The sequence below is a fragment of the Microbacterium sp. NPDC060117 genome, from assembly GCF_042729315.1.
Taxonomy (GTDB): domain Bacteria; phylum Actinomycetota; class Actinomycetes; order Actinomycetales; family Microbacteriaceae; genus Microbacterium.
On the sequence record NZ_JBHWXR010000002.1, the window covers coordinates 749891 to 774147 of the forward strand.

A 24257-nucleotide genomic window follows, 5' to 3' on the forward strand; every position below is an offset into this window, starting at 1 on the left:
CGAGGGCGGCAGTCGCCGACGACGACCGGCAGGAGGTCGAGTCATGCGCAACCACATCATCATGGCCGGCGTGGACTGGGAGTTCCAGGGGGTGGACTTCCAGGTCCTGGCCACGAACCGCCGCAAGTACCTCACGCGGCAGAACACCGCGAAGGCGGATCTGCGGTTCCTCATGATGGACGTCCGAGCGGGCCAGGTGACGCGCGTGGACGTCACGTATCCAGGCGGCGTGAAGACCGAGACGTCGAGCGTCGTGGCGACGTTCGGGGCGGTCGCCCGCTCCAGCATCGGCACGTTCACCGATTCCGCCGGGGTGAGCCGCACGGGGTTCAAACCGGGCCAGTTCAGCGTGATGTCGATCACGGATCTGTACGCGGCAGTCCGCGACATCGGCCAGAACGCGCCGGGCACGCTCCAGGAGGTGAGCTTCTTCGGGCACGGCTGGATGGGCGGGCTGATCCTGGTCAACAGCTTCGACGACCGCTCCCCGATCATCCCCGTGCCCTCCACGGGCGGGGCACCGACCACGATCACGGCCACGCTCGGGCCGACCCAGCGGGATCCGAACGACAAGGACTCCCGGGGCGAGTACGACTTCGTCGCGCCGACGCAGGACGCCGCCGCGCTCACGCTCTTCAAGGCGGCGTTCGCCACGGACGGCTTCTCCTGGCTCTGGGGCTGCGCGTTCCCCCGGGTGATCCACCACGCGATGTGGGCGATGGAGGGTGCGAAGGGCTACGCGACGAGCGGGACCGATGATGACACGGTGCTGACGCTCGATCGCGTCGTCAAGGAGGACGTCGACTACATCGAGGGCTTCCTGCTGCCGATCCTGAAGACGCCCTTCCCATCGCGCTCCACGATCACGACGAAGTTCAAGTTCCTGAAGTACGTGTTCTGCGCGGCCAACGCGTCGGCCTTCGCAGCCCAGCTCGCGACCGCGACCGGCAAGCCGGTCCTGGCCGCGCTGCTCGGCACCTATGCGGAGTACGACGATCCGCCGGACATGATGCACGTGCACACCGGCTTCACCGCGCACGTCGCGTTCTACAAGAACTACGTGGGCATGTCGATGGATCCGGAAGGGCGCGGCTACGGCGTGTATCAGCCGGGGCTGACCTGCACGGCGCCCTCCGTTCCGTGACCCGACCTCAGTCGGGAACGATCACTCCGGTCGGTGGGATGACGTGAGCAGCATCCGTATTCCCGCCTGCGCCACGGCGACCCGACGCGGCAGGGAAGCCCACTTGTCCTCGAGCCCGGACAGGACCTGCGCACCGACGAAGATCTCGTTCAACACCTCGGCGGTCGCACGCACCTCGAGAGAGGCAGCCATCGATCCGTCCGCGACGCCATCGCTCAGGATGGCCGAGGCCACATCGACCCACGCGGCATAGGGCGGGCTGGAGTCGACCTCCAGCCCCGTCGCGGGCTGCATCGAGAGGCGGATCCCCGCTTGCACGAGCTCATCCGTCGCGATCAGCTCTGCGAGGCCCTCGAACAGCCCGAGGATGCAGTCCAGACCGGAGTCAGAACGGGCCCGAACGTCGGAGAGGACCTGCGCCATGCGCTCCTGCTCGACGGCGAGGACCGCACGAGCCACGTCATCCTTGTTCCCGAAGTGGAAGTACAGCGACCCCTGACTGATCCCGGCTTCTTCGGCGATGTCCTTCAGCCGGGCGTCGGCGTACGCCATCCGCGAGAACACCGTGCCTGCGGCGACCAGCAATGCGCGCTGCGTCTCCAAGCCATTCGCTCGCTTCGCGGCCTTCGCCTCCATCGCGCCTCCCGGGCCTTGCGTCGACAGCGGGGTGTCGAACCCCCTACATCGTAGGTTCCTGTCACGGACTTGCCGCGATCATCGGCGGAAACGCGACCCGTGCCGACTGCTCGCGTGCTGAGGAGTTCCCGTACCGCCCGATCGGTACGGGAACTCCGGGCGGTGCGGCAACACCCCCCCCTGCCGCTCAGCGCTGACGCGGTCACCACATGCCCCCGGGTGACCTTCTTGCGCTCACCGCCACTCCGATCATCCCGAGCCGCGTGCGGCGGACTCACGAAGATCCTAATCATACTAAGTCAGCCGTCCAACTAATGTGGACAGGTCTACTCAGGGAATGTCGACGCGATGGTTCTGCGGCGCGCCTGTTTCGGACCAGGAAGGGAACTCGGCGCCACGACACGGACGAGCTCCGCTCGAGCTGGTCCCGAAGAGTGGGACAGGAACACGCATCTCGGTGGATCCGCTCTCCCCCATCAGGAAACGACAGAGGCCCGGATCACTGATTCCTCAGTGTTTCCGGGCCTTCTCTGTTGGCTGACATAAGGGACCTCTGCTCGAACCATTGGAACTTACCGTTCACCCCCGTGGAGCTTCAGAACCTCACCGTCCCAGGCGATCGTCAAGATGGTTCGAGCCCGGCACCGTCGTATCGCGCTCAGGGGCTGCCCAGGCGCCTGGGCGCAAAGAAGGTCGCGGACATCGTGCGGCGATACGAGGCCGGTGAGAGCGCTCGGTCGATCGCCGAGAAGTACGGTGTCGCGGCGTCTGCACTCATCCGGCTCCTGCGTGAGAACAACGTGGTGGTCAGGAGACGGCGGATAACGGACAACGAAGCTCGCGCAATGGCGCGCGACTATGAAGCGGGGACGACGATGGCCGACCTCGAGGACAAGTACCGCTTGTCGCACGGCACGGTGTACCGCGCTCTTCACCGCGTCGGGGTCGAGACCCGGGCGAGTGCGCCCCGCAAGCTGCAATAGGCCCGGCTCACGGGCCTCGTACGCAGACCTGTCGAGAGCGCGCAACCCCCGATAGGCCATCGAGCAAGCCTGAGAGCCAAGAAGGCACCAGCGGAATCCACTGGTGCCTTCCCCTCGCTTCCGGACGTGTTCACAGGTCCGGAAGGTCGTCCAGGTTGTTGCGAGTCGTGTTGTCGCGGTCGGTCCGCAGGTACTTGCCAGTCGCGCCGTTGACTACGCGGATCTCCGTCCGCTTCTCCGGCCACTGCACGTGGTACGTGTGGATGCCGTACTCGATGTCGCGGATGGCGTCAGCCTTGGCGCGCGGCGACCAGAACTGGCCGGGGTTGCCGATGGCCGTGATGTCACCGTCGCGGTTCTTGCGGGAATGGGTTACTCGTCGATCTGCCATGATCACTCTTTCTCTTGATGGCGGCTTGAGATGGGGTCGTGATGGCGAGTGGAGCTGGCCGACGCACGCGGCACCGCCAGCTCCACGTCGCTCACTTTTCGTTGCGGACGCCCTTGTGCTGGTTCGGGCTGCCGTTCATAATGCGGCCGGTCGAGGTGTCGCGCTTGAACCAGGTCTTGCCGACCTGGAACTCGCTGCGCCCCTTAACCGCTCCGACGCGGTGGCCGCGTCCCGTGTTCTTCGCCACTTCCGGCTCCATCTCCGGGGCTGACCGTCAGCCCCTCAACAAGTAGTCGGAGCAGACGGCGGAAGAGTTAGCGGCAGTTCTCGCAGAGGCCATCCACGAGCAGATGGCGCTGCCACAACGTGAAGCACGCAGCGCAGCTCTCCTCTGTCTTGGCGGCAAGATCGCACTTACAGTTCCCGCAGACCGGGCAGAACCCCTGTCCGCATGTCGGGCATGGGTAGCCTCGGAACGTGCGCTCTTGCCCGCAGCAGTGGACAGTCAGGAGCGGACGAGTATCGAAGTCTCGCGGTTGGATGACGTAGCTGGGTTCAACTTTCCAGATATCTTCACCGGCGAACACTGCGATGATCCGCCGGTCGTCGGCGACCGCGTCGGCGTAGAACTCGGCTGTGCGTCCCCAGGAATCGCGCCATGTGATTCTCCGACTGAACGATGAGCCAGGAGGGAACTGTCGCAACGCGTGCGCCTCGGAGACGACTTGCCCACGCCACGGGTATACCTCGGGCCATCCATCGTCTGGGTCTGGCTGGATACTGGCGTGATGGACCTGGCCATCGAACCGGTCGATGAGAACGACGGCACCGAGACCGCGAATGTGCCGAGCGATGGCGATGGCGCACGCCTGATAGCTCGCTTGGCTGGAGTCGAAAAGCTCCTGCACATGTTGCGCGCGCACCAGTTCGGTGCCAACGACATCGTTCGTGAGCGCATCCGGCAGCAGAAGGCGCTGCGCGATCTGGTCGCAGACCGTCTCGAGGAGAGATGTCGGGTCGGCTTGATCGGCAATCCAATCAAACAGTCCTTGATCCTTCTCGACAATCCAATGGCCGAGCTCGTGTGCGAGGGTGAAGTTCTGCCGGCGGCTGTTCGGAGTAGGCGCATAGAGAATGACGCCGTCCTCCAGGAACGACATGCCGTCGCAGAACCCTCCATCGGCGCGGCTATTCGCCAACGTCTCAACAGGACGAACTGCAAGGTCCAGCTGTGTCGTTAGCGCGGCCACCGGATCGAGCGTGAACTGTTCCTGCGTCTCCGCATCGAGGATTCCGACCGCACGTTCGATCCAGGGCTCAAGCTTCATTGGTCTGCGGAGCTTTCCACTGCGGTGATCATGGCCTCGAGCGAGTCGAGCAGAATCTCCTCGTCTGGGGCGCCACCACGGTGCACGGCCACGAGCATGCGGGATTCGAGCGCTGAAGCAGCAAGATCGACAGTGGTGCCTTGGATACGTGCCCAGCGTTGGGCGAGGTTCTTGAAGGTCGCGGATGCTATGACGGCAGCGAGCTTGGCGCGTTCGGGATCCTCACGATTGCGACGACGCAGTCGATCCGAGTCGGTGCCGGTTTCCTGAGCAATCGCATTAATCAACGCTGGTACATGAGGAGTGTTGCGACCACTCTCCCAGGCGAAAACATTCCTACCCGAGACATCCCACCCTCGAGCGGTCAACCGAGCGGCAAGGGTGCTGACGGTGAGTCCCGCTTGTTTGCGCGCAGAAGCCAGAGCCTTGCCATCCAGCTCGATGTCCGGGTCCGGGATTAGTCCCAACATCGCAGCAATAGGGTCGTCCGCGAGCGGTGGAGCGCTCTGCTCACTCTCCCAAGCCAGGTCTGCAATCTCGAGCAGGCCTCGCAACTCCGGGTTCCGCTCCAGGTATGGGGCACCAGCGTCGAGTGCCGACCGACCGCTCCGCCCGTCGAGGATCTCTCCGATCTCATCGTCTTGGTTCCTGTCTGAACTCATCGTCACCCTCCTTCCGTTACCGCCGTGTTGATGTCCGTAAGCACTTTGGTCGCAATCTGACTCACCCTGGCCGGCGTCACCCCAAGCTCCGCCGCCACTTCAGCCCTCGGGCGTTCGAGCACCATGTACTGCGCGAGCACGTAGTGCGCCCGTGCGTCGAGCTTGGCTTTCGCGATTGCCGCTCGCACCAGCGCCATTCTCTCGAGACGCTCGAGCAGATCCTCCATATCGGCCTCACTGACCGACGAAGCACGTTCTTCTTCAAGCATCGCGCGATTGACCATCGCGGCCGAGCCGACCATGTCCAAAGCTCGACGTTTTGCCGTCGCCACGAGTAGGGCTTCCCAGCTACGGGGCGGTTCGGACGGTGGCGACTTCATGAGGGAGACCATCGCCTCCTGCACAGCGTCGTCCGCGAGGTCAATCCGCCCACTGCTGCGCAGCACGTTTTTGGCGACCCTGAACATCGCGTCGCGATGCTTCTGGTACAGAGCCGCCCAGTCTATGGAGGCGTTGGCCATTAGGCCGACCGCTTTCTACCCGCACGCATCGCGCCACCTCTCCACCTGCACCGCTGGTCGGTGCTTACAAGATAGTCGGAGCAGGACGCCGCAGAGTTAGCGCGTGGGAGCGTGTCGGTCTTCGCCTCATCGGATTGAGGTCGGCGGACTTCAACGGGCTCCGATGGGTTGGGAATCACGCTGACCTGGAGGTCACATCCCTAAAAGCAACCGCGCCGCGATCGACGGATCATCATCCTCTGAGATAGCACCAGCAAGGGCAGGCGAGCGGACACAGGGACAGAGCGATCGTTGATAACACCATCACAGGCCCCTGCCCGACGCGTCTCACCGCTATCTTGATCGTGTGATCGTCCGCGTTGGCGAAGAGGATAGTGATGAGGCTGATTGGTCGGGTTCTTCTGCCGCTGACTGCGGCAGCCCTCGCCGTGGGGTGCATCTTGGGGGCCGTAGCGCTCGGTCAACAGTCGAAGCCAAGCTACCTCGACGCCTTACGCAAAGGTCCGACAGCGGAGTACGACTTTCCAATGGACTTCGGCGTGTACGTCACGTCATCGACTGCTGGGGAACTTGAGGGGCTGGCTCAAGCGACTGCGGTTCAAGCGCGGATTCCGCAGCCACCGTCCACCTGGAATGTTCGCTTTGCTACCACCAAACAGGTTCTTGTTTGGTTCGGCCCAGCAGACGACATGAGTCTTTTCGAGGGCATACAGACAGCCAGCAATCGGAGCGGGCTATGGCACGGGGACCTGACAGCGCCCATAAAGATCCAATTTGTGCTCCCAGCATCAGCCCGCTCGGTCGATACCTGCGCAAGCTGGTGGGACGCCGCCGGCCACCACACAGTAAGGGCTCAGGTGCACGCTGACACCCCCTGGGAGATTGTCACGTGCGAGATTCCCGCGATTGGCGCGTTCGACAGCTTGCAGATTGCGGTGGCGTTTGACTGGGGGCCACCTGCGGTTGGCAACCCCCTGCTTGGCACATCTATCTTCGCGATAGAGAACCAAGCGAACCCCTTGCTGCCGTTTGATGTTGGCCCGCCGACATCGGAGTCATTCGGCAATGCTCAGCCGCTCCAAGTGGACGTATTCAGTCCAGCTGGATCGAGCGTGATTGAGACGACGCCAAGTCCGGCTTCCCAGAATCCGATTGAAGGACGGTGGGTTCTTTCGCCAGGCAGTTCCCTGTTCGTTGCCTACGTCGATGATTTCCGACGCAGCCTAAGCGATGGCCTCGGGCAACTACTCCTGATCGGAGCGGGCGCCTTCTTCGCAATCGCTGTCGAACGTGTGTTTAGCAGCCGCAACAACCGCAGCTCCCCGAAGTAACGCGACGCCACCAAAGACTATGGTGACCGCTCCGCACGGCGATCCCGTCCATCGAAAGTAAGCTCCTTGGACACAAGCCCGTCACCCTCCTAGCAGATCGGTTCCGAGCTCCTTGCCGCAGAGACGATAGAGCTCTAGGAGAGTCTTCTGCTCGGTCGCTGTCGGGTTGCGGGCTACCGCCACGGGCCAGGTCTTGCCAGTCGAGTCTGTCGCAACCATCATTGCCTTGTCGCGCACGTCAGCAGATGCAACGATTGCGTTGCCAGGTATCTCGACTATGAAATGAACCGGCACAGTCGACGCCGCGTCCACATCGAACGGCTCGCCTTCGCAGGCGCCAGGAGTTCCGTAGCTTATCGAGTAGTTCCGCCCTGCTAGCTGGTACGTGAGCGCGACGACGCGGATGGCCTCATCGCGATCGTTGCGGAGCAGCATTCCACCGCCGAGCCCGTTGACTCCGCTCAGATCGAGACCTTGGTTGTCACTCAATGACAGGTCAAAACCCAGTTCGCTCAGACCACCGGGCGCTGCGGTAGCGCGATGTTGCGAGGCCCGCTGCTCGGCTTCCGCCTGGTTTTGGTTCGCTAAGAGGACGCCAACCATCGGGATGATGATTCCTGCCAACGCAATAACCAGACTCACGATCGCGATGACTCTGCCAGCTGGCTCTCGCATCCAAATGGCGATGCGCCGCCAAGGCCTCTTCGTGCGCGATGGCGTCTCCGCCGCTTCAGACGACACGGGCAGATCGTCTTCCCGTGTGGAGGTTGTAGCACGCTTTTCGCGTGGTTGCTTCGCCGGGAACCGTGATGCCATGGCGAGACCTTATCGAAACGGCAGAGCTGGAGCATACCGATCAGCGTCAACTGGGCTCCACCAGCTGATGAGCCGGAAGCCGATCGGCAGCAGCTCAGATAGCGTCCTTCACGGCTTGCGCGAAGGTCTTCGCGTCCTCGGGGTTCAGACTCGCCCAATGCGACGCCAGGGCAGTAAGGACATGTGGCCTGCCGTACGCCTCACCAAGCTGGTTGACCCAGTCATGGTCATCCTCGCCCTCGAGGTCATCCAGCTTCCGCTGCAGCGCGCCAGGCTCTACGCCGAGGGCACGAGCGAGATCAGCCGGAACAGCCTTGAGAGTCCTGAAGAGGAAGTCGGGGTCCATTTCGGTCGGAAGGAAGTGGAGCGGCCAGCGACCGCCGACTTCAGCATCTGAAACCTCATCACGCTGATCGCCGTCCGGTACGACAGCGAAACGGACGTCCGGCCTCGGCGGCCTTGGGAGTCGGTCGCGGAGAACAACCAGATCCCCAACACCCTTCGTCCACACGATCGAAATCGTTCTAGACAGCCGCAGATCCGCGTGGTCTAGGAGCGCACGCGCGAGGTACATCGCCGACTCGTCCTCTACATACAGCACCCGTCTGATCGAGGGCCGTGCGAGCAAGGTGTCAGCAATAGAGTCATCGTCCTCTGAATGCACACCCTCCGATTCGCCACCGCTGCTTCTCCGAAGCAACATGAAGGACTGATGCTCGATAGCAGAGGCGATCATCTCCTCCGAGTGCGTCGAGATGAGCATTCGCCATCTCCTCGCCTTGCATATTGCGAGAAGACGATCCAGCAGTCGGCTCACGCCGACTGGAGCCAGGTACGCGTCCGGCTCATCGAGCAGAAGTAGAAGACCCGATCGATCTCGGTACTGCTCCAGAATCCAGAACAAGAAGTGAACCGAGAACTCCCCTAGGCCCATTTCCAACGCGTCGTAGTCCAGACCGGCATACGTCGCGGTGAAATACGGCATCAGCGGTTCGTCGCCATCCCAACAAAATCGTTGAACAGCCTTCGGGTCCTCGGGCCCCAGCTCGATGGCGTACCAATCCACGGCCTCGTAGTCGCGTCCAACTATCCGCGCAACATCCGCCCGGCGCTCATCTGAAAGTTCGAGGCTACCCAACTCATCCTTCATGTCAGCCAGGCTGGTCTGTTCACGGAGCACCATGAGCGCCTGTTCGCAGAGGTGGTGCAGGTCAAGGTAGACGGCCTCGTCCTTGCGCTGTTCAGCGATCGATCTAAGGAGACGGGACTTTCCGGAGCCGTTACGACCCCCGACGACTGTGCAAGGACGAGTCAGATCGAGCTCCACGTCCTCGCTGACGACGAAAGGATCCGGCGGGAGGGCGCGTCCAATGTGTTCTTTGCGTAGCTCTGCCCAAATGCGCGACTCCTGCGCACGCCTCACGGTGACACGCCACGGTCGATGATCGGCGTACCCCATGCCGACCGCTGCAAGAAGTCCGTAATGAGCGTAGTAGCGCCGCTCGGGCGAGACATCGACAGTTCGGACAGGAGTCGTTCGGACCCGCGTCTCGGCGCGGTATGGAAGTCCTTCTGAGAAACAAGATGAATTGCCAGGTCTCGAATGAGAACGGATGAGACGTCCGTCACGCGGTAGGACGCGCGATCGTCGTACAGTGCGATCACGGGCTGAAGCGGATGCGATGAGTCGTCTTGCTTGACCTCCGCCCGCAGTCTTTCGAAGTGGCCCAAGAGGCCACCAGGTACTCCCCCTTCGTGCGGTGCCCACGCACAATAGACAAGCCAGGTCTGCAACGTTCCCTTGTTGAAACGCACTCTCGATGGAGCATCATCGATCAGTCGCATGAGCAACTCGCCGGCACCTCGCGCAGCATCGATCGTTTCATCGGAGAACTTGGGCCCCCGGTACTGTTCCTCCACGACGTTGTTGTTGATGTGTCGTCGCATGTCGTCGGATTCGAGCGCGACGCACACCCGGGCGATGACATCGTCGTACGCAAGCCGGCTGTTGGTGAATCCAATCTGCTCTCTTGCAAGCAAGCCGCGTGCTTTCAGCTCCTCAACTAGTTCTTTGACCTGATCTCGGGCTTGCCCGTGAAGTGCGTTGCGCTTCTCAGGTGGGGTCAGGTTGTACGACTGGTTGAGGCGGAAGAACAGCTCATTCGGCTCTTGCGGCTTGTAGTCATCGAGAGTTATCGCTGAGATGGCAAACCTGTTGACAGCGCGCCTGACGTCCTCAGGCAATTTGGAGTACCGAAGACCATCGAGCCGGGCGATCCGCTCATCATGCGGCTCGGTGTGTCCGTTGACACGAATCTTGTCGGCAAAGAAGTCGCGGATCGCGGCAAGACGCTGTTGTCCGTCGAGCACGACGTCTCGACCGTCTGAGTCGATGACGATATGTATCGCGGGCACGTACCAAGCCCGCAGAATCGTGTCGATCAGGCGTTGCCTCCGCGCCGGATTCCAGATCTCATCGCGTTGGAAGTCGGGCTGAAGATCAAGTTCGCCCTCACGAATACGTCGAACGAGCGACTCAAGGTCGGGGTCGGTCTTAGTGAGTCTCATCGAATTACGTCCTAGAAGAGGGCAGTCGCGTCAGCGTCGCTGATCTTTGATGCTGCGGCAGCAAACGAACTCGGGATTACGGGCTCGGGAACCTTGTTGTTGTGCTGGTCCATGATGTCCTGGATCTCCGCCGCCATCAGATCAAGCACGTTGTCGAGGCTTGTGACCCGCTGCGAGACCCCACGTGACACAGAAGCGGCAACGTAGCCGTCCCCCGTAGCGTTGGTGATGAAGCCGTAGATGCCGACGCCATCAAGATAGGTAGCAGTGAGCGCCTGCGCGTCCTCAATCATCCGGCTGTACTCGTCGATCGAAGACAACCGAGCGGCCCAGACCGTGTAGACCAGCGGCGGTGCCTTTCGGCGCCACTGATCCCAGTGCTGAATCCGCGTGTTCTCCTGCTGGCGATAGAGCTTGAGATCAGTCGCCTGGAACTTGAGCTCCTTGCGACGGTTGCTCCAGTCTGCTCGCCCCTTGCGATCGGGAGTGGTACCGAAGCCTGGTGCGCCGGTCAGCTTGGCCTCACAGCAGATGAGGGGATCCTGCAATGCCTTGCCCGGGCGAGCGGGCCAAGCAATGTCGATCTGATGCAGCTGCGAAAACCCTTGAACCTGTGAGCGCGGCGCGAGAGGCGACGATGTCTTGTTACTCAAGATCAGCGTCACGACATCGGAGAAGATGTTGCCCTTGGCTCGGTAGATGCCCTCGCCGCCTTCGGAACTCTTCTTGAGAACAGTCCCCGACGGTGCTCGCGGAGTGACTTGCTCAACCCGATAGGCATCGATCGTCCAGAGCAGATCAAGGAAGTCCGACTCGATCTCACGAAACGACTTGACCATCTCGTTCTGGATGCGGTCGCGCAGCTGCTGCGCCTTCTCGCTCGGATTGCCAACTCGCGCTTCTACGCGCGCCTGGTCTTCCGGGTTCGATGATGAGGCCATGGCCTCATTCTGCCCGACGCAACCGGCGCTGCCGACGCTCACGAGCCGCGTTGAGCAAGAGCGCTATGTCTTCAGACGACAGACCAGCACCAGTTCCCAGCACGGCTTCATCAACACGCTTCGCCACCTCAGTCCATTGGCCATTGCGAAGCTGAGCGTCGAGAGAAGCCCGCTGCGGCTCCAAGACGGCCCACGCCTTGGCCATAACTTCGGGAGAAGGCAGCGGCAGAAGCGCGGCTTCGCGAGGCTCCATCTTCAGTACGCCGCCGCCATAGGAGCGCCCATTGATCTCGGCTCCCAGCATGGTCACGGAATTGAGGCACATGTATGGCAGCGCTGCCGCGCTAATGTTCGGAGCCGTCTCGTGCAGGCGGACGCCGTGCATCGAGTTCAGGAACCCTACCTTCGCAGTGTTCGCGATAAGCCTCGGGTAGTTGTGGCTCATGTAGGTGAAGAACAGGTCGGGCTTCGTGGGGGCCGGCGGGCGCCACCACGGGGTGCGAATCTGACACTTGTAGCCCTGGTCGGCTCCGATTGACAAGCCATGATCCGTGTACGCAATCCGCGCTGGGCTGTCGTCATCCGCATCCGGGCGGAAGAGCCACACGGGCTCGCCAGCCTTCCGCAACGCATTCCACTGAGCACGCGTGAACGACGCACCCTTCAGGTGACGCGTGCCAGGCGGGCTCACAGCGACCAGCTGACTCTCCTGCAGTCCATACTGCTCGCGTGTCGCATCCGAGATAACGAAGTACTTGTTGGCACCCGTCACGGCACCGAGTTCAGACGTCCCGTAGTGGCTGAGCGTGGTGAAGGACCGCGCGACCACTTCGCGGTATAGCCCCCGCGCCGCCTTCGGAACGAGGATGTCGGTCCACTTGCCAGACTCCGGCGGCGTGACATTGAGCTGCATGTACGGACGGATCTTCGCCAGATCCTCCGCAGTCTCGACATGCCAGAGCGAGAAGGAATCGCAGCCGCCCCGGCCCTCGGCGAGGAGCAGGACGACATCTGCAAGGGCGTCCTCGAACTGCAACCGCTCAAAGAGCACAAGATTGACGCGCTCGAAGCGTGAGCGGAGCCAGGCCCGAATCGGCTCGGCATACCCGACCGTGAGCAACTCAGCTGGCAGCACCATCGCAAGACGGCCATCAGGCTTCAAGAAGCCCGACGCGTGCGCCAGGCTCGCCGCCCACGATGAAGCAAGCCCGTTCAGTCGGACACCCTGCCGGAGGGCAGCTTCGGCGCTTCTGCGGCGCGACGCACCCACATGCTCCTGGAACCGGATGAACGGAGGATTCCCGACGACCGCATCAAGATACGGAACACGGGCGTCCACCATGTCTGGGGTGGCAAGCTCGAAGAAGTCCGACGCGATGAGCTGCGCGTCCAACCCTTCATCCTCGAGCAGGCGCGCTGCCTCGCCGAGCGAAGCCGAGTGAAGGTCCACTCCATAGACCTGCGACTCAAGATCCTCAGCGCTGCGGCCGAGAGCGTTCAGCCGACGAGCGGCAGCCAAGAGGAATACGCCATCGCCACAAGTCGGGTCCATGATGACCGCACTAGGGTCATCCTGAATCGCCCACGCAGCAAGATGCTCGGCGATCGGCTCCGGCGTGAAGAACGCCCCGCGGGCTTTGCGCTGGCTTGCGCTATCGCCGGGCAGGAGGTCCATGTGGACCACTCTAGGAGGGGCCGCCGACAGCGACCAATCGCCGCGCCGATAGGAATGAATATTCGAGTCACCCGCAGTCTCACCCCTTCACACTTGAACATACGACCGATACTCTGGCGGCGTTCTCCCGCGGCATGGATAAGGCGGCGACCGCGCCAACCGAGAGCGTGCTGGCTCTCCAAGTTGGGCAGTCGCCGCCTTGGCGAAGGTGAGTGAAGCCGTCAGGCCGCCGCTGCGTTCTCGATGAGACCCACGGGGATGACGCGAGTGTCCGCGGCATCGGGGATCTGCTGAAGCAGTAGCGCAGCCCACATCAGCGCTTCCCAGTAGTCCGGGTAGGTCAGCGGGAGGCGACGCCAGATCGGTTCGTTCTCGATCTGCACCTCGACGCGGTAGCGCGCCTGAGAGAGCAGTTGCTGGTGAGCAGCATCCGGCAGATCCGAGTCCGCCCCATCATCGTCGGGCAGCCCCACGATGATGGCGTCACCGACGAGTCGCGCCCGCCCACGAGAGCTGGGCACGTAGTACCACCAGAGAAACGTCGCGCGGCTGTTGAACGGCATCCGCTGCAACACCCCCGATTCGTTGACGTAGACCGTGGCGCCGAAGTCGATCAGGTCAACCGCCTCCATGAGACCGCCAACCGCTTGGGCGACCGCGTCCGGGACCGACACATCGATCTCCCGGAGCGGCTGCTCGTCGTCGGCGGGGATCACCAGCCCCCTCACCATGGGAGTTCACCTCCCATGGACGGCTCGTCGGCTCCGAAGTCGATCGGTGGTTCACCGCTGACACGGAAGTCTGCGCCGAGTCGCATCGTCGCTTCGAACAGCAGACACCACATGGCGGCGTCGAAGATGTTGTCGAAGCGAGCAAACGAGTCGAACCAGGCCCGCCGATTGTGCGGATGGACCTGCACGACGAACTCGTTCCGGACGAAGATCTGTTGGATCACCGGCTCCGGGACGTCGTTGCTGCCCATCTGGCCGTCGCCGCCGGTGAGGACGACGTTGCCCAAGATGAGCGGCCGATCCGTCGGGCGAGCGCTGTAGAGCCACCAGAGTGCGGTGGCTCGGGTGTTCAGCAGGCGACGATCGCGCTGAGCACTCTCGTTCATGTAGACCGTGATGCCGAGGGCGGGAAGCTCGAGGGGTTCGAGCCAGCCGCCGACTGCTTCTTGGAAGTCGCCGAGTTCGGCGAACTCCGTCAGGAACGGGCCGTAGTCCGTGTTGTGCGGGATGACGATGCTGCGCACCATGCGTCCCACCTCCTTACTGTTGTCGCGGCCGAGAACCCCGGATGGGTTCTCTTCCGAAGCCGCGAGGCAGCAACGAGGGATGCGGATGAGTGTCGGAGGCCAGTGACATGCTCCCGCCATGACCCGCTGCACGAAGACGCGCTACCGCGATCGGATCGCGGCGCTTCTTGTGCTGGCGCAGATCAAGAACCATGACAAGGCCTCTCGACCGAAGCAGGAAGCTCGCGCCTACTACTGCGATGAGTGCCACGCCTGGCATCTGACCTCCCGCCGATACTGGCGCAGGTAGTTCTGGGCAGCTGCCCGAGGAGAGCGTGCGCATCGCTCGATCCTCGGGACAGCCGCCCCTCGCCGTTCCCCAGATCGGGGAGGGAGTGTTGGTCAGGCGGGACCTGACCGGGCACGCGGAGTCTTGGTTCCGGTCGCGCCGCCGAAGATAGCCTCGATCGCGCTCTGCTTGGTCTTGGCCTCGCGGTCGATCTCGGCTCGCACCGTCTCGGCACGCTCGAGCACCTTCGGGTCGGACTTGCTGGTCTCAACCCAGGCCTCGAGGGCGATCCGGATCTCTTCGGTGACGGTGCGGTCGTTGAGCTGGGCGATGACGTCCAGCTGCGCCCGCAATCCGTCCGTGATGCGAACGGCAAGCGTCCGCGTCGGACCGGGGACCGACATCGGCACCTCGTTGGTAGTGTCTTCGCTCATGGGCGAAACCTCCTCATCGGGAGCGGCCGGCGAACCTGGATGGTTCTCCTTCAAGCCGCACACCAACGAGGACGAGAGCGATTATGCGCCGCCAGATTCTGTCGTCAATATTCCGATCGCGAATGTTGTGAAAACCACGACGCGTGTAACACAAGGTATGAGCAAACATCTTCGATCTGCCGATACGCTCGGTGCATGGCGCGGAAAATCATTACCCAGCTCGTAGACGACATCGACGGATCTGTCTTGGACGCGGGCGAAGGTGAATCAGTGCAGTTCTCACTTGATGGCACGGCGTACGAGATCGACCTTTCAGCGGCGAACGCATCCGCCCTCCGTGAGGCCTTCTCGACGTACGTGGGTGCCGCCCGGCGGACCTCATCATCGAATGCGACAGCACCGGCTCGTCAGCGCAGAACGTCGAGCACTCGATCGGGCGAGACGTCCGCCATCCGCGAATGGCCCACTGCGAACGGATACTCCGTATCGTCTCGCGGTCGCATCCCCGAGACGGTCGTCGCTGCCTACCGCGCCGTCAACTGAGTCCCTCGTGACCGTCGTTCCGGTCGCCTACGACATCCCCGACTCGATTCTCGCTGGACTGATGTCTGGTGAGTACATGCGCTTCGGTAGCGTCGTTCGCGATAGCACCAAAATCATCACGCACCTGAAGGAAGTACCGCTTCCGATGCCAGACCAAACGCCGGATGCTATGCAGGCCATGGCGGCGCTGAAGAACCCCAAGGTGCTCATCGGGCTCGGGATCGTCGTCCTTGCCGCAGCCGGAGGCATCGCTGTGTGGTCCGCCAAGAAAGGCAAGCCCAAGGAGCAGCCCGCGGTACCTGCACCCGTCGCTGCCTACAACGAGGCACTCACTGCCTACCTGGAGTCGATTCAGACCGGTGATCTCGATGGCGAAACGATTGACCGACTGATCACGGCACTCGAGGATGTGCGGTCAGCTGCCGATGGCGGCAGCCTCACGATCGAGTTCTCTCCAGAGCAGGCCGAGGCGCTGGTGCACGTCGTCGCCGACTACACGCGGAAGCTGGCCGAGGCCAACAAAGTAGAAGCTGCAGGCCCGAACGACGTGGCGGCCCCAATCGAAGGCGACCTGATCGTCGACCTCCGAGAGCGTCTACGCATCCAACGCAAGATCTTCGACGCCGCTGCGTAGCTCGGGCACCGTCTCGGTATCGCACGCTGTCGTAGAGATTTCTACAACGGTGGAGGTATTGGCAACAACCTGCTTATGGTTCATAGTCATGCGCAAGCTATGGCATTTTGCGAGTCCTGCACCGGTCCTGATTCGACATCCACCTTCCAGCGAGGCGATGGGTCTTCTACGCGTCGAGGAGGGGTGTTCAGGGCCAGCCCAGGCTTCACGATCGTCGAACTCTTAGTCGTCATTGTTGTAATCGCAATTCTCGCCTCGATTGCAACAGTTGCCTACATTGGCATAACCGATCGAGCGCAAGCGTCGCAACGCATTTCGGCTATTGACGCCTGGGAGAAAGCGATCCGCATATACGAGCAAACGCACGGGAGTTACCCAGTCCCAAGCGGGTCGACTGCGGTTTCGACCTGCCTTGGACCAGAGTTCCCCGCCGGAGATGGATTCGCTACTGGGGAGTGCATCCTCAACAATGGAAGTAATCTTGGCTACACCGCAAATGCCGAAATAGGCACCATGCTCAAGGAGTACATCAACGTTGCCTCGAGCCCTTTCCCCACCATCAAATTCACCGTATATGGGATGACCATTCAGCAGCGGGGCGTACTCTACTACGCATCAAATGGCCGTCCGGGCAACAACGATGAAGTATCACTCATGTACTACATCACAACGGATCAGACGTGCGGCCGTGGCACCAAGTTCTATGATTCGGCGAACAAGTTCGGAACCTGCAAACTGTACCTACACGAGCCACAGTAAATATCGACCGATATCACCCTGGGTAGTACCCGCGATGCGTGTTCGTTGCAATGAAGTTCATCAGCGATGCCCGCTGGATGTACTTCCGTGAGCCCATCTTCGTGTACTCGATGTCACCGCGATTCGTGAGCTCGTAGAGCGCCGAGTACGGGATGCCGAGTGCAGCGGCCGCGTCCTTGAGGCTCAGGAGCATCGGGCCGGACTCGGACAGCTTGCTGGGGTGGATCACTGTGGTCTGCTCGGCTTCGATGATCTCGACCTCCGATGCCTTTGTCTCCCAGTTGCCGAAGTAGGAGTACGGCTTGGCGAACTCCTCCTGCACCTTGCGAGCAGCGTCGTCCTCGTCCGTGGCGCGTACCCACTTCTCAGCGACCTGCACCCGCGTGACCACGACCTTGTAGCGCATATACGTCTCCTGCTTGTTGACCTTCTTGACGGGTAGCGGCTTCTTGTCCGCCTTCTTTCGGGGCATCCGTTGTAGCGCCCGTCCGAGTGCACCCGTCTCGGCCCTCGCGACGCCCTGTCCGACGTCGATCTCCATAGCCGTTCGGCTGAGACGCGCTCGTTCGCGAGCGTCCTCTTCAGTCGCCGCCGGCCATCGTCGGCCACGCTCCGTTGGAGTCGCGCGCCAAGACTTGCCATGCCCGCTGATTTCGATCAGCCCCCGCGTTCTCAATGCCCGAGCTGACAGGCGGTGGCTGTAGTTGTCGTCCGGGTAGACGCCATCTGGGCAGCCTTCGACGATCCACGCGAGCACCGCCTGCTGTTTTTCATTCAGCTGGATCGTGCTGCGAGCGTCCTCGCCGCCGGTCGGTTCCACTCCTTGATCCTCTCCATACAACGTGCTGAGGCAACAGCCCCGTTACGGTGAACTCATGACGACGAACTCGGACTGGATCGCCGCGACCGGTCTCTGGCCCGTGCATGAAGATCTGACGGATGCCGTCATCCCAGACCACGTCCTCTCCGATCCGAGCCTGTCCCTCATCGCGAAGGGTCTTCTTGCGTTGCTCGTCGCCGAGCAGGGGAAGCCAGTCAACCCGTTTGATGACGCGTACGAGGAAGAGGCTGATCTTCGAGCTGCCGTTGATGAGCTCATCGCCGCAGGCCTTGCGATCCGCGTCGCAGCACCACGCTGACCACAGCGATCAACCTGTCGCGCGAACTGCTCAAGTTCAGCCGGGGAACGTGAACATGGCCGCGCTCAGCGGCATGTCCTTCTGAATCCAGAGACCACTGTGGACCCAGACCAGCCCACCCGGGCCGGTGTACATGTTCTTGGCGCCGTACTTGTCAGACCACGGCTCGCCCGCGTAACCAGCTGCCCGCACTGCAGCATCAAGTGCGTTGACGTCTCCACTCTCCCAGACCAGCTCGATCACCTTCGAGCCATCGCCCTGCGTGAACTGAAAGCCGCAATCGGCTTTCGTGGGAAGCGTCACGCCAACCGCGGTCGTGAGGCTCGCGGTATCGACCTTCTGGAAGTTGCTTGCCGATGGGTCCTGCGCGGCTGCGCTGTCGAAGATCGAGCAGGCAGGACCCATTGAGCTGCCTTCGCCCTCGGTTTCAGCTGAAGGCGTGCTGTCGCTGGCAGAGGTTCCGCCATCGTCACCTCCGCCCGCCGAGGAAAGCGACGAGCAACCAGACATCACACCTCCGGTCACCAGCAGCGCAGTGACGCCGAGTGCTGCGACGAACGGGCGTGATTTCCGCGTCCTAGTCGGCGTCGATCCGTCCGTGATAATCAACGATGTGGGCTCAGTCACCGGTTACTCCCGTCCACGTGGATTGCATCGTCAGGCCGCTGACAGCGCTGGTGGCCTTCTGCTCGAGGTTGTCGGCAAACGACCTCATCTCGGAGGTCTGCTGATCGGCCGGAACAGCAGTGTCGTCGTAGGCGGCGCCGACAACCCATGCCCCGGTCGCGGTTCCGTTGACCTTCGGGGCCACGGTCTCGGCAGTGGACGTGTCCGGGTACTGGGAGAAGTGCACCAGGAGGTAGTTCCGCTCCTGCGGGAAGGGGGCCTGCCACGGCCAGGTGCTCGCCACCGACCCATCGAAGCCAGCGGTGCCGCAGAAGATCTCGCCCTGCAGTGGCGACTGGTCGCCTGGGTCGAGATGGGCGCGGCCTTCGGCGTAGAGCGCCGCCGTGCGTCCATCCGGCAATGGCGCCGTCTGAAGCGCGGTGATGAGATCGGCCTTCTTACAGAGGGCGAGTGGGTCCTCGAAGGTGCCCGCTTTGAAGGCAGGCACGTCTTTCGCATCCCAAGACTTCGCGAGCTTGATGAGGAGCGGCACCACGCTGGCGGTCAGTGAATCGTCGACGTTCTCGCTTGAGCTGGAGCGCTCCGGCGCGATGATGCTGAGGGTTACGTCCGGGCTCAGTTGCACCGCTGCCGAGGCTCCGCCTACGCCAGCGCCCTCGATAACATCGCGGTCAGCAATCGTCTTGTGAGTTCCACCGGGAGCGTTGCCGTCCTTGATCGTGACACCGCCGCTTACGAGAACGACGTCGGCGACCTTCACATAGCCCGTCGGACCTTGGCCGGCAACCTCACAGGAGACTGACTGCACACCGCCGCGCTGCAGAATCTCCCGGGGACGTCCGCTGGCGTTGACCATGTCCGTACCGAAGCTCCGCGTCGTCTTCTGGTTGTTGATCCACGTGCAGACGTCGATGAGCGAGAGGTCGCTGCCAACCGTGCCCTCGGGAGCACTTGCCGAATTGGAGGACGGCGACGAGCTCGCGGCGGCGGGCGTCTTCCGAGCAGCCGCCTCATCTACAGGTTTCGCAGACGGTGCCGAGCACGCAGTGAGGCCGATCGTCAGGGCAGCGGCCGCCGCGAGGAGCGCTCCAGCGCGCCGGATTGGTCGAGGAATCCTCACTCTGACTTTGGGCGTTGTTGGATCGGCGGTTGCGCGCATCGCGTGTGTCCCCTCGTGCACAGGTGCTGTCGTGCGCGGGTCCCGGCCGCTCCTCCCCTGGAGGGTGAGCGTTCTCAGCGCGCGCACAACTTGGTGTGGTCATACGTAGATTGCCATACCTCCGGCCAAAATCCCATACGTGTATGTGCATACGTGGGAACGGGCGCGCAAAGCCTGGGACGATGGCCACTTCAACGCAGGAACAGCCGTCCTGGGCGGACTACGCCCGAGAGCTCGGAACCAACCTCGCCCGCGCCCGGGATGCCCGCGGACTCAGCCAAGAACGAGTGGCGCACGCCGCAGGGATCTCGGGCTACACCTATCACAAGTTCGAGAAGGGTGAATCGAAGCCAGGGACGCCGGCCAACCCGACGCTGCGGACGCTGCTGGCGCTCGCGCAGGTGCTCGAGATCGGGCTTGTGGACCTCCTGCCGGAGACGACACCCGATTTGACGGATGGACGCTAGGCAGGCTTCTCGCACTCGGCGGCCAAGCCGTCCTCTCTCGTGAGATCCATCGTGAGGATATGAAGAGGGGCCTCGCGTCGTGATGACGTAAGGCCCCATGGGTGGTGCGGTTCTGGCTGCCTATTTCTCTTGGCGCAGCGCTCCGTTCAAAGCGGAACCAACGACGCAGAGCGAGTTGCAAGCGTTTCGGTTCGTTAGACGCACATTGCCCGCCGCGCGGCAATACCGTTGTCGGACCGTCACGGTCTCGACTCAGCGGACTCCATGAGTTGCGGCTCGATGGTCATCTCTGCCCCGCTCTCCGCAGCTCCTCCTCCAGCATGACCTTGAGGTAGGCGAGGACCCTGGACCGCTTCGGCTCCTTCATGCGCGTGACACCGTTCAGCACAATGTCCGCCACACGCCGCGAATGCTCCTCGTCGTTCAGGGACGCTGCTTCCGGGGACTCTTCGAGCTCCTGGACGCCGCATTGAACCCACTCGATGACATCGTCGTTGTCATCGGTGACCTCTTCGTCGGGTTCCAACGGTTGGGATGACATGCTTCGGACTCCCGTCCATAGCGATCTCTTCCGGAGATCGGGGCGGGGTCCTCCGAGTATTCAGGCGACCGAGGCGCGTTCTGTCGGAACGGACATCGGCAGCCTGAACAAGGCGGAAAACGGCAAGTGCGAATCCGGGAGCACAAGCTCAACCAGATTCGCGTCTATTTATATCACTATTGATAATGATTGTCAATAGTGATAGGTGACATCACTCGCTTTCACGGTCTCGGCGGGCATGTAGTGCATCGTCAGTTGCGGGCTCAAGTTCACCGACCGGGATCATCGGATACCTAGGGACATAGTCTTCGTCGGCGGGGCCAATCTCGGAGACCATGGGCCAGTAGTCAAAGGTCTCGTTGTAGGCGAGCAGCTGAGCCAGCAGACGCAAGCTATTGTCAAGCGCGTTGTCCCAGAGGTAGACAACTTTGCCCCATACCTCGTGCGGGTCGTCGGAGTGGAGCTTGCTGGCGAGGTTCGCTTCCTTGAAGTAGTGCTCAATCCAGCGTTCAGACTCCAACTTCCAGCCGAACGGGTCATCGCTGTATCGGACGGCATAGTCAAGATAGGCCAGCACCGTTCTGGAAGGGAGTAGCTCATCGACGTCGTTCACGTACTCCCGGTATTGCAGGCAGAAGAAGTCGAACTGGACTCCGATCGACCCCATTAGCGAGATGAACCATTCATCGATGGGCCAGCGAGCACTTCTCTGCGGCTCACTTCCCCGACGGGCAACGCCGCGCAGAACCTCTTCGATTCGCGGCAATACGTGCGCGGCTACACCGACAGGGTTGCGGAGTCGGAGCAGAAACGCCAGAAGGAGTTCCGCATCCTCGATCGACTCCTTCTGGTCGTCCTCACCCGCACACGGCGAATGCGTCAGATTCGACATGACGACGGCGAGTCGAGTCAGAGCGCGGCGTTCAAGCTCATCGAAGTCTTCGTCTTCCTCGTCGAGTTCATAGTCGATCCATCTCTGGCGGCGTTCTCGGTAGCTGAGCGAGCGGTTCGCGAGGTTCAGCACCGCGAACGCCAGCATGCCCGCGCGGTCGCTATACATGGCGGGTTGGTTGGTCGCGCACTCAATGAACGCAATGGCCGCTGCCGGGAGGGACTGGTGCGTGCCGCGCCTGTACTGGTCGTGAGTTCCCGGGAGCGTGCAGATGGCCGGCGCTTCACTATCGACACGCTCTACAGAAACCCCACGGCCCTGTGTCAGCGTACGGAGCTCGACCAGCGGCATAAGCACGCTTCGGGGTAGCTGATCGTCGCTGGCGTTGAGCAGGTCTGGTGCAGGTTTCGACATGAACAGCCGTTCTCGGGCTGACAGGATCGCTCGCGCGAACACGGCCCTCGCGTCGCCGAAAGCGAGCTTCCTGGTGTCGTCATCCGCGTAGGGCGGGAGCCGCAGAATGTCTGCCGCCAGGTCGCGGCGCTCCGTCTTGTCTCTGCCTTGGTCATCGAGGTCGAAGAGAACACGTAGTGCGCTCTTCGTGCGCGGATCATCGACATAGCCGAGGCTCGCTTGGAGGACGTGCCGAACGGCCTCAGGGCGGCCTTCGGCACGCCACGACGTGACAGAGATCATCTCATCGAGCAGGGGAAGCTTCACCCGCTGTTGGTTGCCCCGGTTCCGGTCAATGGCGGGGATGCTGCGCTGGTGGATGGCGTCGAGCTCTCTCATGAGCTGTGTCACGGTCACGTCATCGTGCATACCCCAGGGTACCGATTCCGGTCTTCCCAGCCTTGCTCTCGGTTCTCTCCGGACTTCACGTTTGGCGATTCATACGCTCGCAAGTGAGCTCCCAATCGGGCGTCGATGTTCATCCCGCATCGGAGTTCACCGCTCGTCAGCCGACCAGCGGTCACCGCCAAAGAAGGACAAGACCATGTCTGCAACCAGCCCGCCGCATGGCGATAGCTCCCGTTTCGATCGCCGCGACGATCAGCCCTACGGGGCCGGAGCGTTCATCCGCCTCACGCTCCAGGACGCCCGCTCTTCGCTCCTGCGAGCGACCCGGGCCCTGCGCGAGGAGCTCGACCTGTTGGCTGCGTCGCCGCAACTGCTGGTCGAGGCCACCGCGTTGGCCGGCGAGATCGACGATCTCGCGAACTACCTCAAGGTCGGGATTGTCTCGACTGACAACCCGCTCGTCCGGCGCATCCGCCGCACGAGCAACACCACGGAAGGAAAGTGATCATGAACGCCAACAACCAGCTGCTCCCAGCGAGCAACACCTCGGTCGCCCCGAGCAGCGGCTTCGGCGGCCTGTCGATGGGTATCGAGCGGCAGACCCGCCGCGAGGTCGAGCGGGTTCAGTCCCGCGCCGTCGTCGCCAAGTTCGTCGAGGACGGCCGCGCCCTCCTCACCAACACCGCTCTCGAACACGCCAGCGCCCTGACTGCCCTCGAGCAGCACCTCATCACGGTGGCACCGCTCGGCGAAGCTCGCTACCGCGAGATCGTCGACAGCTACACCATCGGTGCGGCCACCGCGATCCGCCGGTGGGGGTGATCTCCGATGGGACTGATGTTCGCCTGCTTCCTCGCAGCGGGCCTCGTGTTCCTACTGATCGAAGGAGGTGAATGGCTGATGGAGTGGATTCCGGAGCGCCGGAAGCAGCACCGCATGGCCATCGAGGCCGAACTCGACCGCAAGCAGGAGGAGCTGCGCGCGACGATCTTCCAGCTGGCGTCGGCGCTGAGCATGGACGCCCACGATGCCCGGCGGGAACTCGTCCGCACGTCGTACCTCGCGACCGGCACGGTGCCCGACGACGACCGATAGCGGCTTCCCCCAGTTCCTCCGGGGCGATGACATCGCCCGAAGATCGCGGCTTGCGTCGCCCCGGAGGCCCAAGGCGGGCACTGCTGACCGCCGTCGCGCTGTCAGGCCCGGACATCAACTCATCCCTGGAAGGAGGAAACCCATGAACACCAACACCCATCACTGCGCAGGCTGCCGCCACGACGGTGACCCGTTGACCGAGGCGCAGAAGGCCATGGTCAGGCTCATATCGTTCACGCTGCGTCCTGCACGTCTGACCGAGCTGTCCGCCCTGATGGACGAGCACGACCCGATGGTCGTCGCCGCATTCGCCCTGTACTGCGAACCTGTCGACTTCGCGGGTGCGTCACTGATCGAGCAGTTCGACCGCGCCTACATCAACACGTTCGAGAACTGGGACGCCTGCGGGCGATTCATCGCCGAGTTCGTCTATCGGCGGGGTCGCTGGATCACGACGCGCGAGCAGAAGACGGGACGGTCGTTCGCGGATCTCCTCGCCATCGGTGACGAGACCGTCCAGCGCCACCTGCGCGGGCACGGGCTGCAAGTGATCGACCTCAGCGACACGATCGCTGTCTTTCACCGCCGCTCACAGTAGGTGCCCCGGGCGGGGCTCGGCATCCGAGTTCCGCCCACAAGACCAC

33 protein-coding genes are annotated in these 24257 nt (G+C 62.6%); 14 read left to right on the forward strand and 19 right to left on the reverse strand.

Annotated elements, in window-relative coordinates; translation table 11 throughout:
• Positions 1-43: 43 nt before the first annotated feature.
• A complete protein-coding gene (locus ACFWCK_RS09715; RefSeq protein WP_378805615.1) occupies positions 44-1144 on the forward strand; it encodes a hypothetical protein in 1101 nt (366 codons plus the stop codon).
• Positions 1145-1165: 21 nt separating this feature from the next.
• On the opposite strand, the gene ACFWCK_RS09720 is transcribed toward ACFWCK_RS09715, so the two are convergent.
• Positions 1166-1747: a TetR family transcriptional regulator gene (locus ACFWCK_RS09720; protein WP_378805616.1), complete on the reverse strand. Its 582-nt coding sequence runs from the start codon at positions 1745-1747 to the stop codon at positions 1166-1168.
• A 620-nt stretch (positions 1748-2367) separates the two neighbouring features.
• Between ACFWCK_RS09720 and ACFWCK_RS09725 the strand changes: the two genes are divergently transcribed.
• Complete coding sequence (locus ACFWCK_RS09725) at positions 2368-2763, forward strand: hypothetical protein (protein WP_378805617.1); 396 nt, start codon at positions 2368-2370, stop codon at positions 2761-2763.
• A 130-nt stretch (positions 2764-2893) separates the two neighbouring features.
• Here ACFWCK_RS09725 and ACFWCK_RS09730 read toward each other — a convergent pair whose 3' ends face one another.
• From ACFWCK_RS09730 to ACFWCK_RS09750, 5 genes are all read right to left on the reverse strand, one after another.
• Complete coding sequence (locus ACFWCK_RS09730; RefSeq protein WP_259976745.1) at positions 2894-3154, reverse strand: DUF3892 domain-containing protein; 261 nt, start codon at positions 3152-3154, stop codon at positions 2894-2896.
• Positions 3155-3245: 91 nt separating this feature from the next.
• Positions 3246-3401, reverse strand: a complete 156-nt coding sequence (locus ACFWCK_RS09735) for a hypothetical protein (protein WP_022894611.1) — start codon at positions 3399-3401, stop codon at positions 3246-3248.
• 67 nt (positions 3402-3468) lie between these two features.
• Positions 3469-4482 carry an ImmA/IrrE family metallo-endopeptidase gene (locus ACFWCK_RS09740; protein WP_378805618.1) on the reverse strand — a complete coding sequence of 338 codons (1014 nt, stop codon included), beginning with the start codon at positions 4480-4482 and terminating at the stop codon, positions 3469-3471.
• A complete protein-coding gene (locus ACFWCK_RS09745) occupies positions 4479-5144 on the reverse strand; it encodes a helix-turn-helix domain-containing protein (protein WP_378805619.1) in 666 nt (221 codons plus the stop codon). The genes ACFWCK_RS09740 and ACFWCK_RS09745 overlap by 4 nt, the downstream gene beginning before the upstream one ends.
• Positions 5145-5146: 2 nt before the next feature.
• Positions 5147-5665 (reverse strand): sigma-70 family RNA polymerase sigma factor, encoded by a 519-nt coding sequence (locus ACFWCK_RS09750; protein ID WP_378805620.1) that lies wholly within the window; start codon positions 5663-5665, stop codon positions 5147-5149.
• Positions 5666-6042: 377 nt separating this feature from the next.
• Here ACFWCK_RS09750 and ACFWCK_RS09755 point away from each other — a divergent pair, with 377 nt between their 5' ends.
• The gene (locus tag ACFWCK_RS09755) at positions 6043-6996 is read left to right on the forward strand and encodes a hypothetical protein (protein ID WP_378805622.1); all 954 of its coding nucleotides are present in this window, start codon (positions 6043-6045) and stop codon (positions 6994-6996) included.
• Between the two features lie 81 nt (positions 6997-7077).
• Here ACFWCK_RS09755 and ACFWCK_RS09760 read toward each other — a convergent pair whose 3' ends face one another.
• The 7 genes from ACFWCK_RS09760 to ACFWCK_RS09790 all read right to left on the reverse strand — a co-directional run bounded on the left by ACFWCK_RS09760 (position 7078) and on the right by ACFWCK_RS09790 (position 14254).
• Entirely contained in the window at positions 7078-7812 is a 735-nt protein-coding gene (locus tag ACFWCK_RS09760) for a hypothetical protein (RefSeq protein ID WP_378805623.1), read from the reverse strand.
• 94 nt (positions 7813-7906) lie between these two features.
• On the reverse strand, positions 7907-9271 hold the full coding sequence (locus tag ACFWCK_RS09765; RefSeq protein ID WP_378805624.1) for a hypothetical protein: 1365 nt from the start codon (positions 9269-9271) through the stop codon (positions 7907-7909).
• Positions 9232-10380: a DUF262 domain-containing protein gene (locus ACFWCK_RS09770; protein WP_378805625.1), complete on the reverse strand. Its 1149-nt coding sequence runs from the start codon at positions 10378-10380 to the stop codon at positions 9232-9234. The genes ACFWCK_RS09765 and ACFWCK_RS09770 overlap by 40 nt, the downstream gene beginning before the upstream one ends.
• 11 nt (positions 10381-10391) lie before the next feature.
• Positions 10392-11321: a hypothetical protein gene (locus tag ACFWCK_RS09775; protein WP_378805627.1), complete on the reverse strand. Its 930-nt coding sequence runs from the start codon at positions 11319-11321 to the stop codon at positions 10392-10394.
• A gap of 4 nt (positions 11322-11325) precedes the next feature.
• Positions 11326-12996: an N-6 DNA methylase gene (locus ACFWCK_RS09780; protein WP_378805628.1), complete on the reverse strand. Its 1671-nt coding sequence runs from the start codon at positions 12994-12996 to the stop codon at positions 11326-11328.
• A 221-nt stretch (positions 12997-13217) separates the two neighbouring features.
• Entirely contained in the window at positions 13218-13727 is a 510-nt protein-coding gene (locus ACFWCK_RS09785; protein ID WP_378805630.1) for a DUF3846 domain-containing protein, read from the reverse strand.
• On the reverse strand, positions 13721-14254 hold the full coding sequence (locus ACFWCK_RS09790; protein ID WP_378805632.1) for a hypothetical protein: 534 nt from the start codon (positions 14252-14254) through the stop codon (positions 13721-13723). The genes ACFWCK_RS09785 and ACFWCK_RS09790 overlap by 7 nt, the downstream gene beginning before the upstream one ends.
• 118 nt (positions 14255-14372) lie before the next feature.
• Between ACFWCK_RS09790 and ACFWCK_RS09795 the strand changes: the two genes are divergently transcribed.
• Positions 14373-14543, forward strand: coding sequence for a hypothetical protein (locus ACFWCK_RS09795; protein ID WP_378805633.1), 171 nt, complete (start codon positions 14373-14375; stop codon positions 14541-14543).
• 92 nt (positions 14544-14635) lie between these two features.
• On the opposite strand, the gene ACFWCK_RS09800 is transcribed toward ACFWCK_RS09795, so the two are convergent.
• Entirely contained in the window at positions 14636-14956 is a 321-nt protein-coding gene (locus ACFWCK_RS09800; RefSeq protein ID WP_378805634.1) for a hypothetical protein, read from the reverse strand.
• Between ACFWCK_RS09800 and ACFWCK_RS09805 the strand changes: the two genes are divergently transcribed.
• From ACFWCK_RS09805 to ACFWCK_RS09820, 4 genes are all read left to right on the forward strand, one after another.
• The gene (locus tag ACFWCK_RS09805) at positions 14955-15182 is read left to right on the forward strand and encodes a hypothetical protein (RefSeq protein WP_378805982.1); all 228 of its coding nucleotides are present in this window, start codon (positions 14955-14957) and stop codon (positions 15180-15182) included. The two genes, ACFWCK_RS09800 and ACFWCK_RS09805, sit on opposite strands and share 2 nt — an antisense overlap.
• Positions 15152-15499, forward strand: a complete 348-nt coding sequence (locus tag ACFWCK_RS09810; protein WP_378805635.1) for an Lsr2 family protein — start codon at positions 15152-15154, stop codon at positions 15497-15499. The genes ACFWCK_RS09805 and ACFWCK_RS09810 overlap by 31 nt, the downstream gene beginning before the upstream one ends.
• Before the next feature lie 7 nt (positions 15500-15506).
• Entirely contained in the window at positions 15507-16133 is a 627-nt protein-coding gene (locus ACFWCK_RS09815; RefSeq protein ID WP_378805636.1) for a hypothetical protein, read from the forward strand.
• A 183-nt stretch (positions 16134-16316) separates the two neighbouring features.
• A complete protein-coding gene (locus ACFWCK_RS09820; RefSeq protein ID WP_378805637.1) occupies positions 16317-16892 on the forward strand; it encodes a prepilin-type N-terminal cleavage/methylation domain-containing protein in 576 nt (191 codons plus the stop codon).
• 13 nt (positions 16893-16905) lie between these two features.
• Here ACFWCK_RS09820 and ACFWCK_RS09825 read toward each other — a convergent pair whose 3' ends face one another.
• Positions 16906-17364 carry a helix-turn-helix domain-containing protein gene (locus ACFWCK_RS09825; RefSeq protein ID WP_378805639.1) on the reverse strand — a complete coding sequence of 153 codons (459 nt, stop codon included), beginning with the start codon at positions 17362-17364 and terminating at the stop codon, positions 16906-16908.
• 403 nt (positions 17365-17767) lie between these two features.
• Here ACFWCK_RS09825 and ACFWCK_RS09830 point away from each other — a divergent pair, with 403 nt between their 5' ends.
• Positions 17768-18031 (forward strand): hypothetical protein, encoded by a 264-nt coding sequence (locus tag ACFWCK_RS09830; RefSeq protein WP_378805640.1) that lies wholly within the window; start codon positions 17768-17770, stop codon positions 18029-18031.
• A 36-nt stretch (positions 18032-18067) separates the two neighbouring features.
• Here the strand turns inward: ACFWCK_RS09830 and ACFWCK_RS09835 are convergent, their stop codons facing one another.
• Together ACFWCK_RS09835 and ACFWCK_RS09840 are read right to left on the reverse strand one after the other, a co-directional pair.
• Positions 18068-18658: a hypothetical protein gene (locus tag ACFWCK_RS09835; RefSeq protein WP_378805641.1), complete on the reverse strand. Its 591-nt coding sequence runs from the start codon at positions 18656-18658 to the stop codon at positions 18068-18070.
• Positions 18651-19817, reverse strand: a complete 1167-nt coding sequence (locus ACFWCK_RS09840; RefSeq protein ID WP_378805643.1) for a hypothetical protein — start codon at positions 19815-19817, stop codon at positions 18651-18653. The genes ACFWCK_RS09835 and ACFWCK_RS09840 overlap by 8 nt, the downstream gene beginning before the upstream one ends.
• A gap of 182 nt (positions 19818-19999) precedes the next feature.
• On the opposite strand from ACFWCK_RS09840, the gene ACFWCK_RS09845 reads away from it, so the two are divergent.
• Positions 20000-20284 (forward strand): helix-turn-helix domain-containing protein, encoded by a 285-nt coding sequence (locus tag ACFWCK_RS09845; protein WP_378805644.1) that lies wholly within the window; start codon positions 20000-20002, stop codon positions 20282-20284.
• A gap of 283 nt (positions 20285-20567) precedes the next feature.
• On the opposite strand, the gene ACFWCK_RS09850 is transcribed toward ACFWCK_RS09845, so the two are convergent.
• Positions 20568-20825, reverse strand: a complete 258-nt coding sequence (locus tag ACFWCK_RS09850) for a hypothetical protein (protein ID WP_378805646.1) — start codon at positions 20823-20825, stop codon at positions 20568-20570.
• 211 nt (positions 20826-21036) lie between these two features.
• A complete protein-coding gene (locus ACFWCK_RS09855; RefSeq protein WP_378805647.1) occupies positions 21037-22527 on the reverse strand; it encodes a hypothetical protein in 1491 nt (496 codons plus the stop codon).
• Between the two features lie 187 nt (positions 22528-22714).
• Here ACFWCK_RS09855 and ACFWCK_RS09860 point away from each other — a divergent pair, with 187 nt between their 5' ends.
• From ACFWCK_RS09860 to ACFWCK_RS09875, 4 genes are all read left to right on the forward strand, one after another.
• A complete protein-coding gene (locus ACFWCK_RS09860; protein ID WP_378805649.1) occupies positions 22715-23023 on the forward strand; it encodes a hypothetical protein in 309 nt (102 codons plus the stop codon).
• A gap of 2 nt (positions 23024-23025) precedes the next feature.
• Entirely contained in the window at positions 23026-23340 is a 315-nt protein-coding gene (locus ACFWCK_RS09865) for a hypothetical protein (protein WP_378805650.1), read from the forward strand.
• Between the two features lie 6 nt (positions 23341-23346).
• On the forward strand, positions 23347-23613 hold the full coding sequence (locus ACFWCK_RS09870) for a hypothetical protein (RefSeq protein WP_378805651.1): 267 nt from the start codon (positions 23347-23349) through the stop codon (positions 23611-23613).
• A 142-nt stretch (positions 23614-23755) separates the two neighbouring features.
• Complete coding sequence (locus ACFWCK_RS09875) at positions 23756-24211, forward strand: hypothetical protein (protein ID WP_378805653.1); 456 nt, start codon at positions 23756-23758, stop codon at positions 24209-24211.
• The last annotated feature ends 46 nt before the right edge of the window (positions 24212-24257 follow it).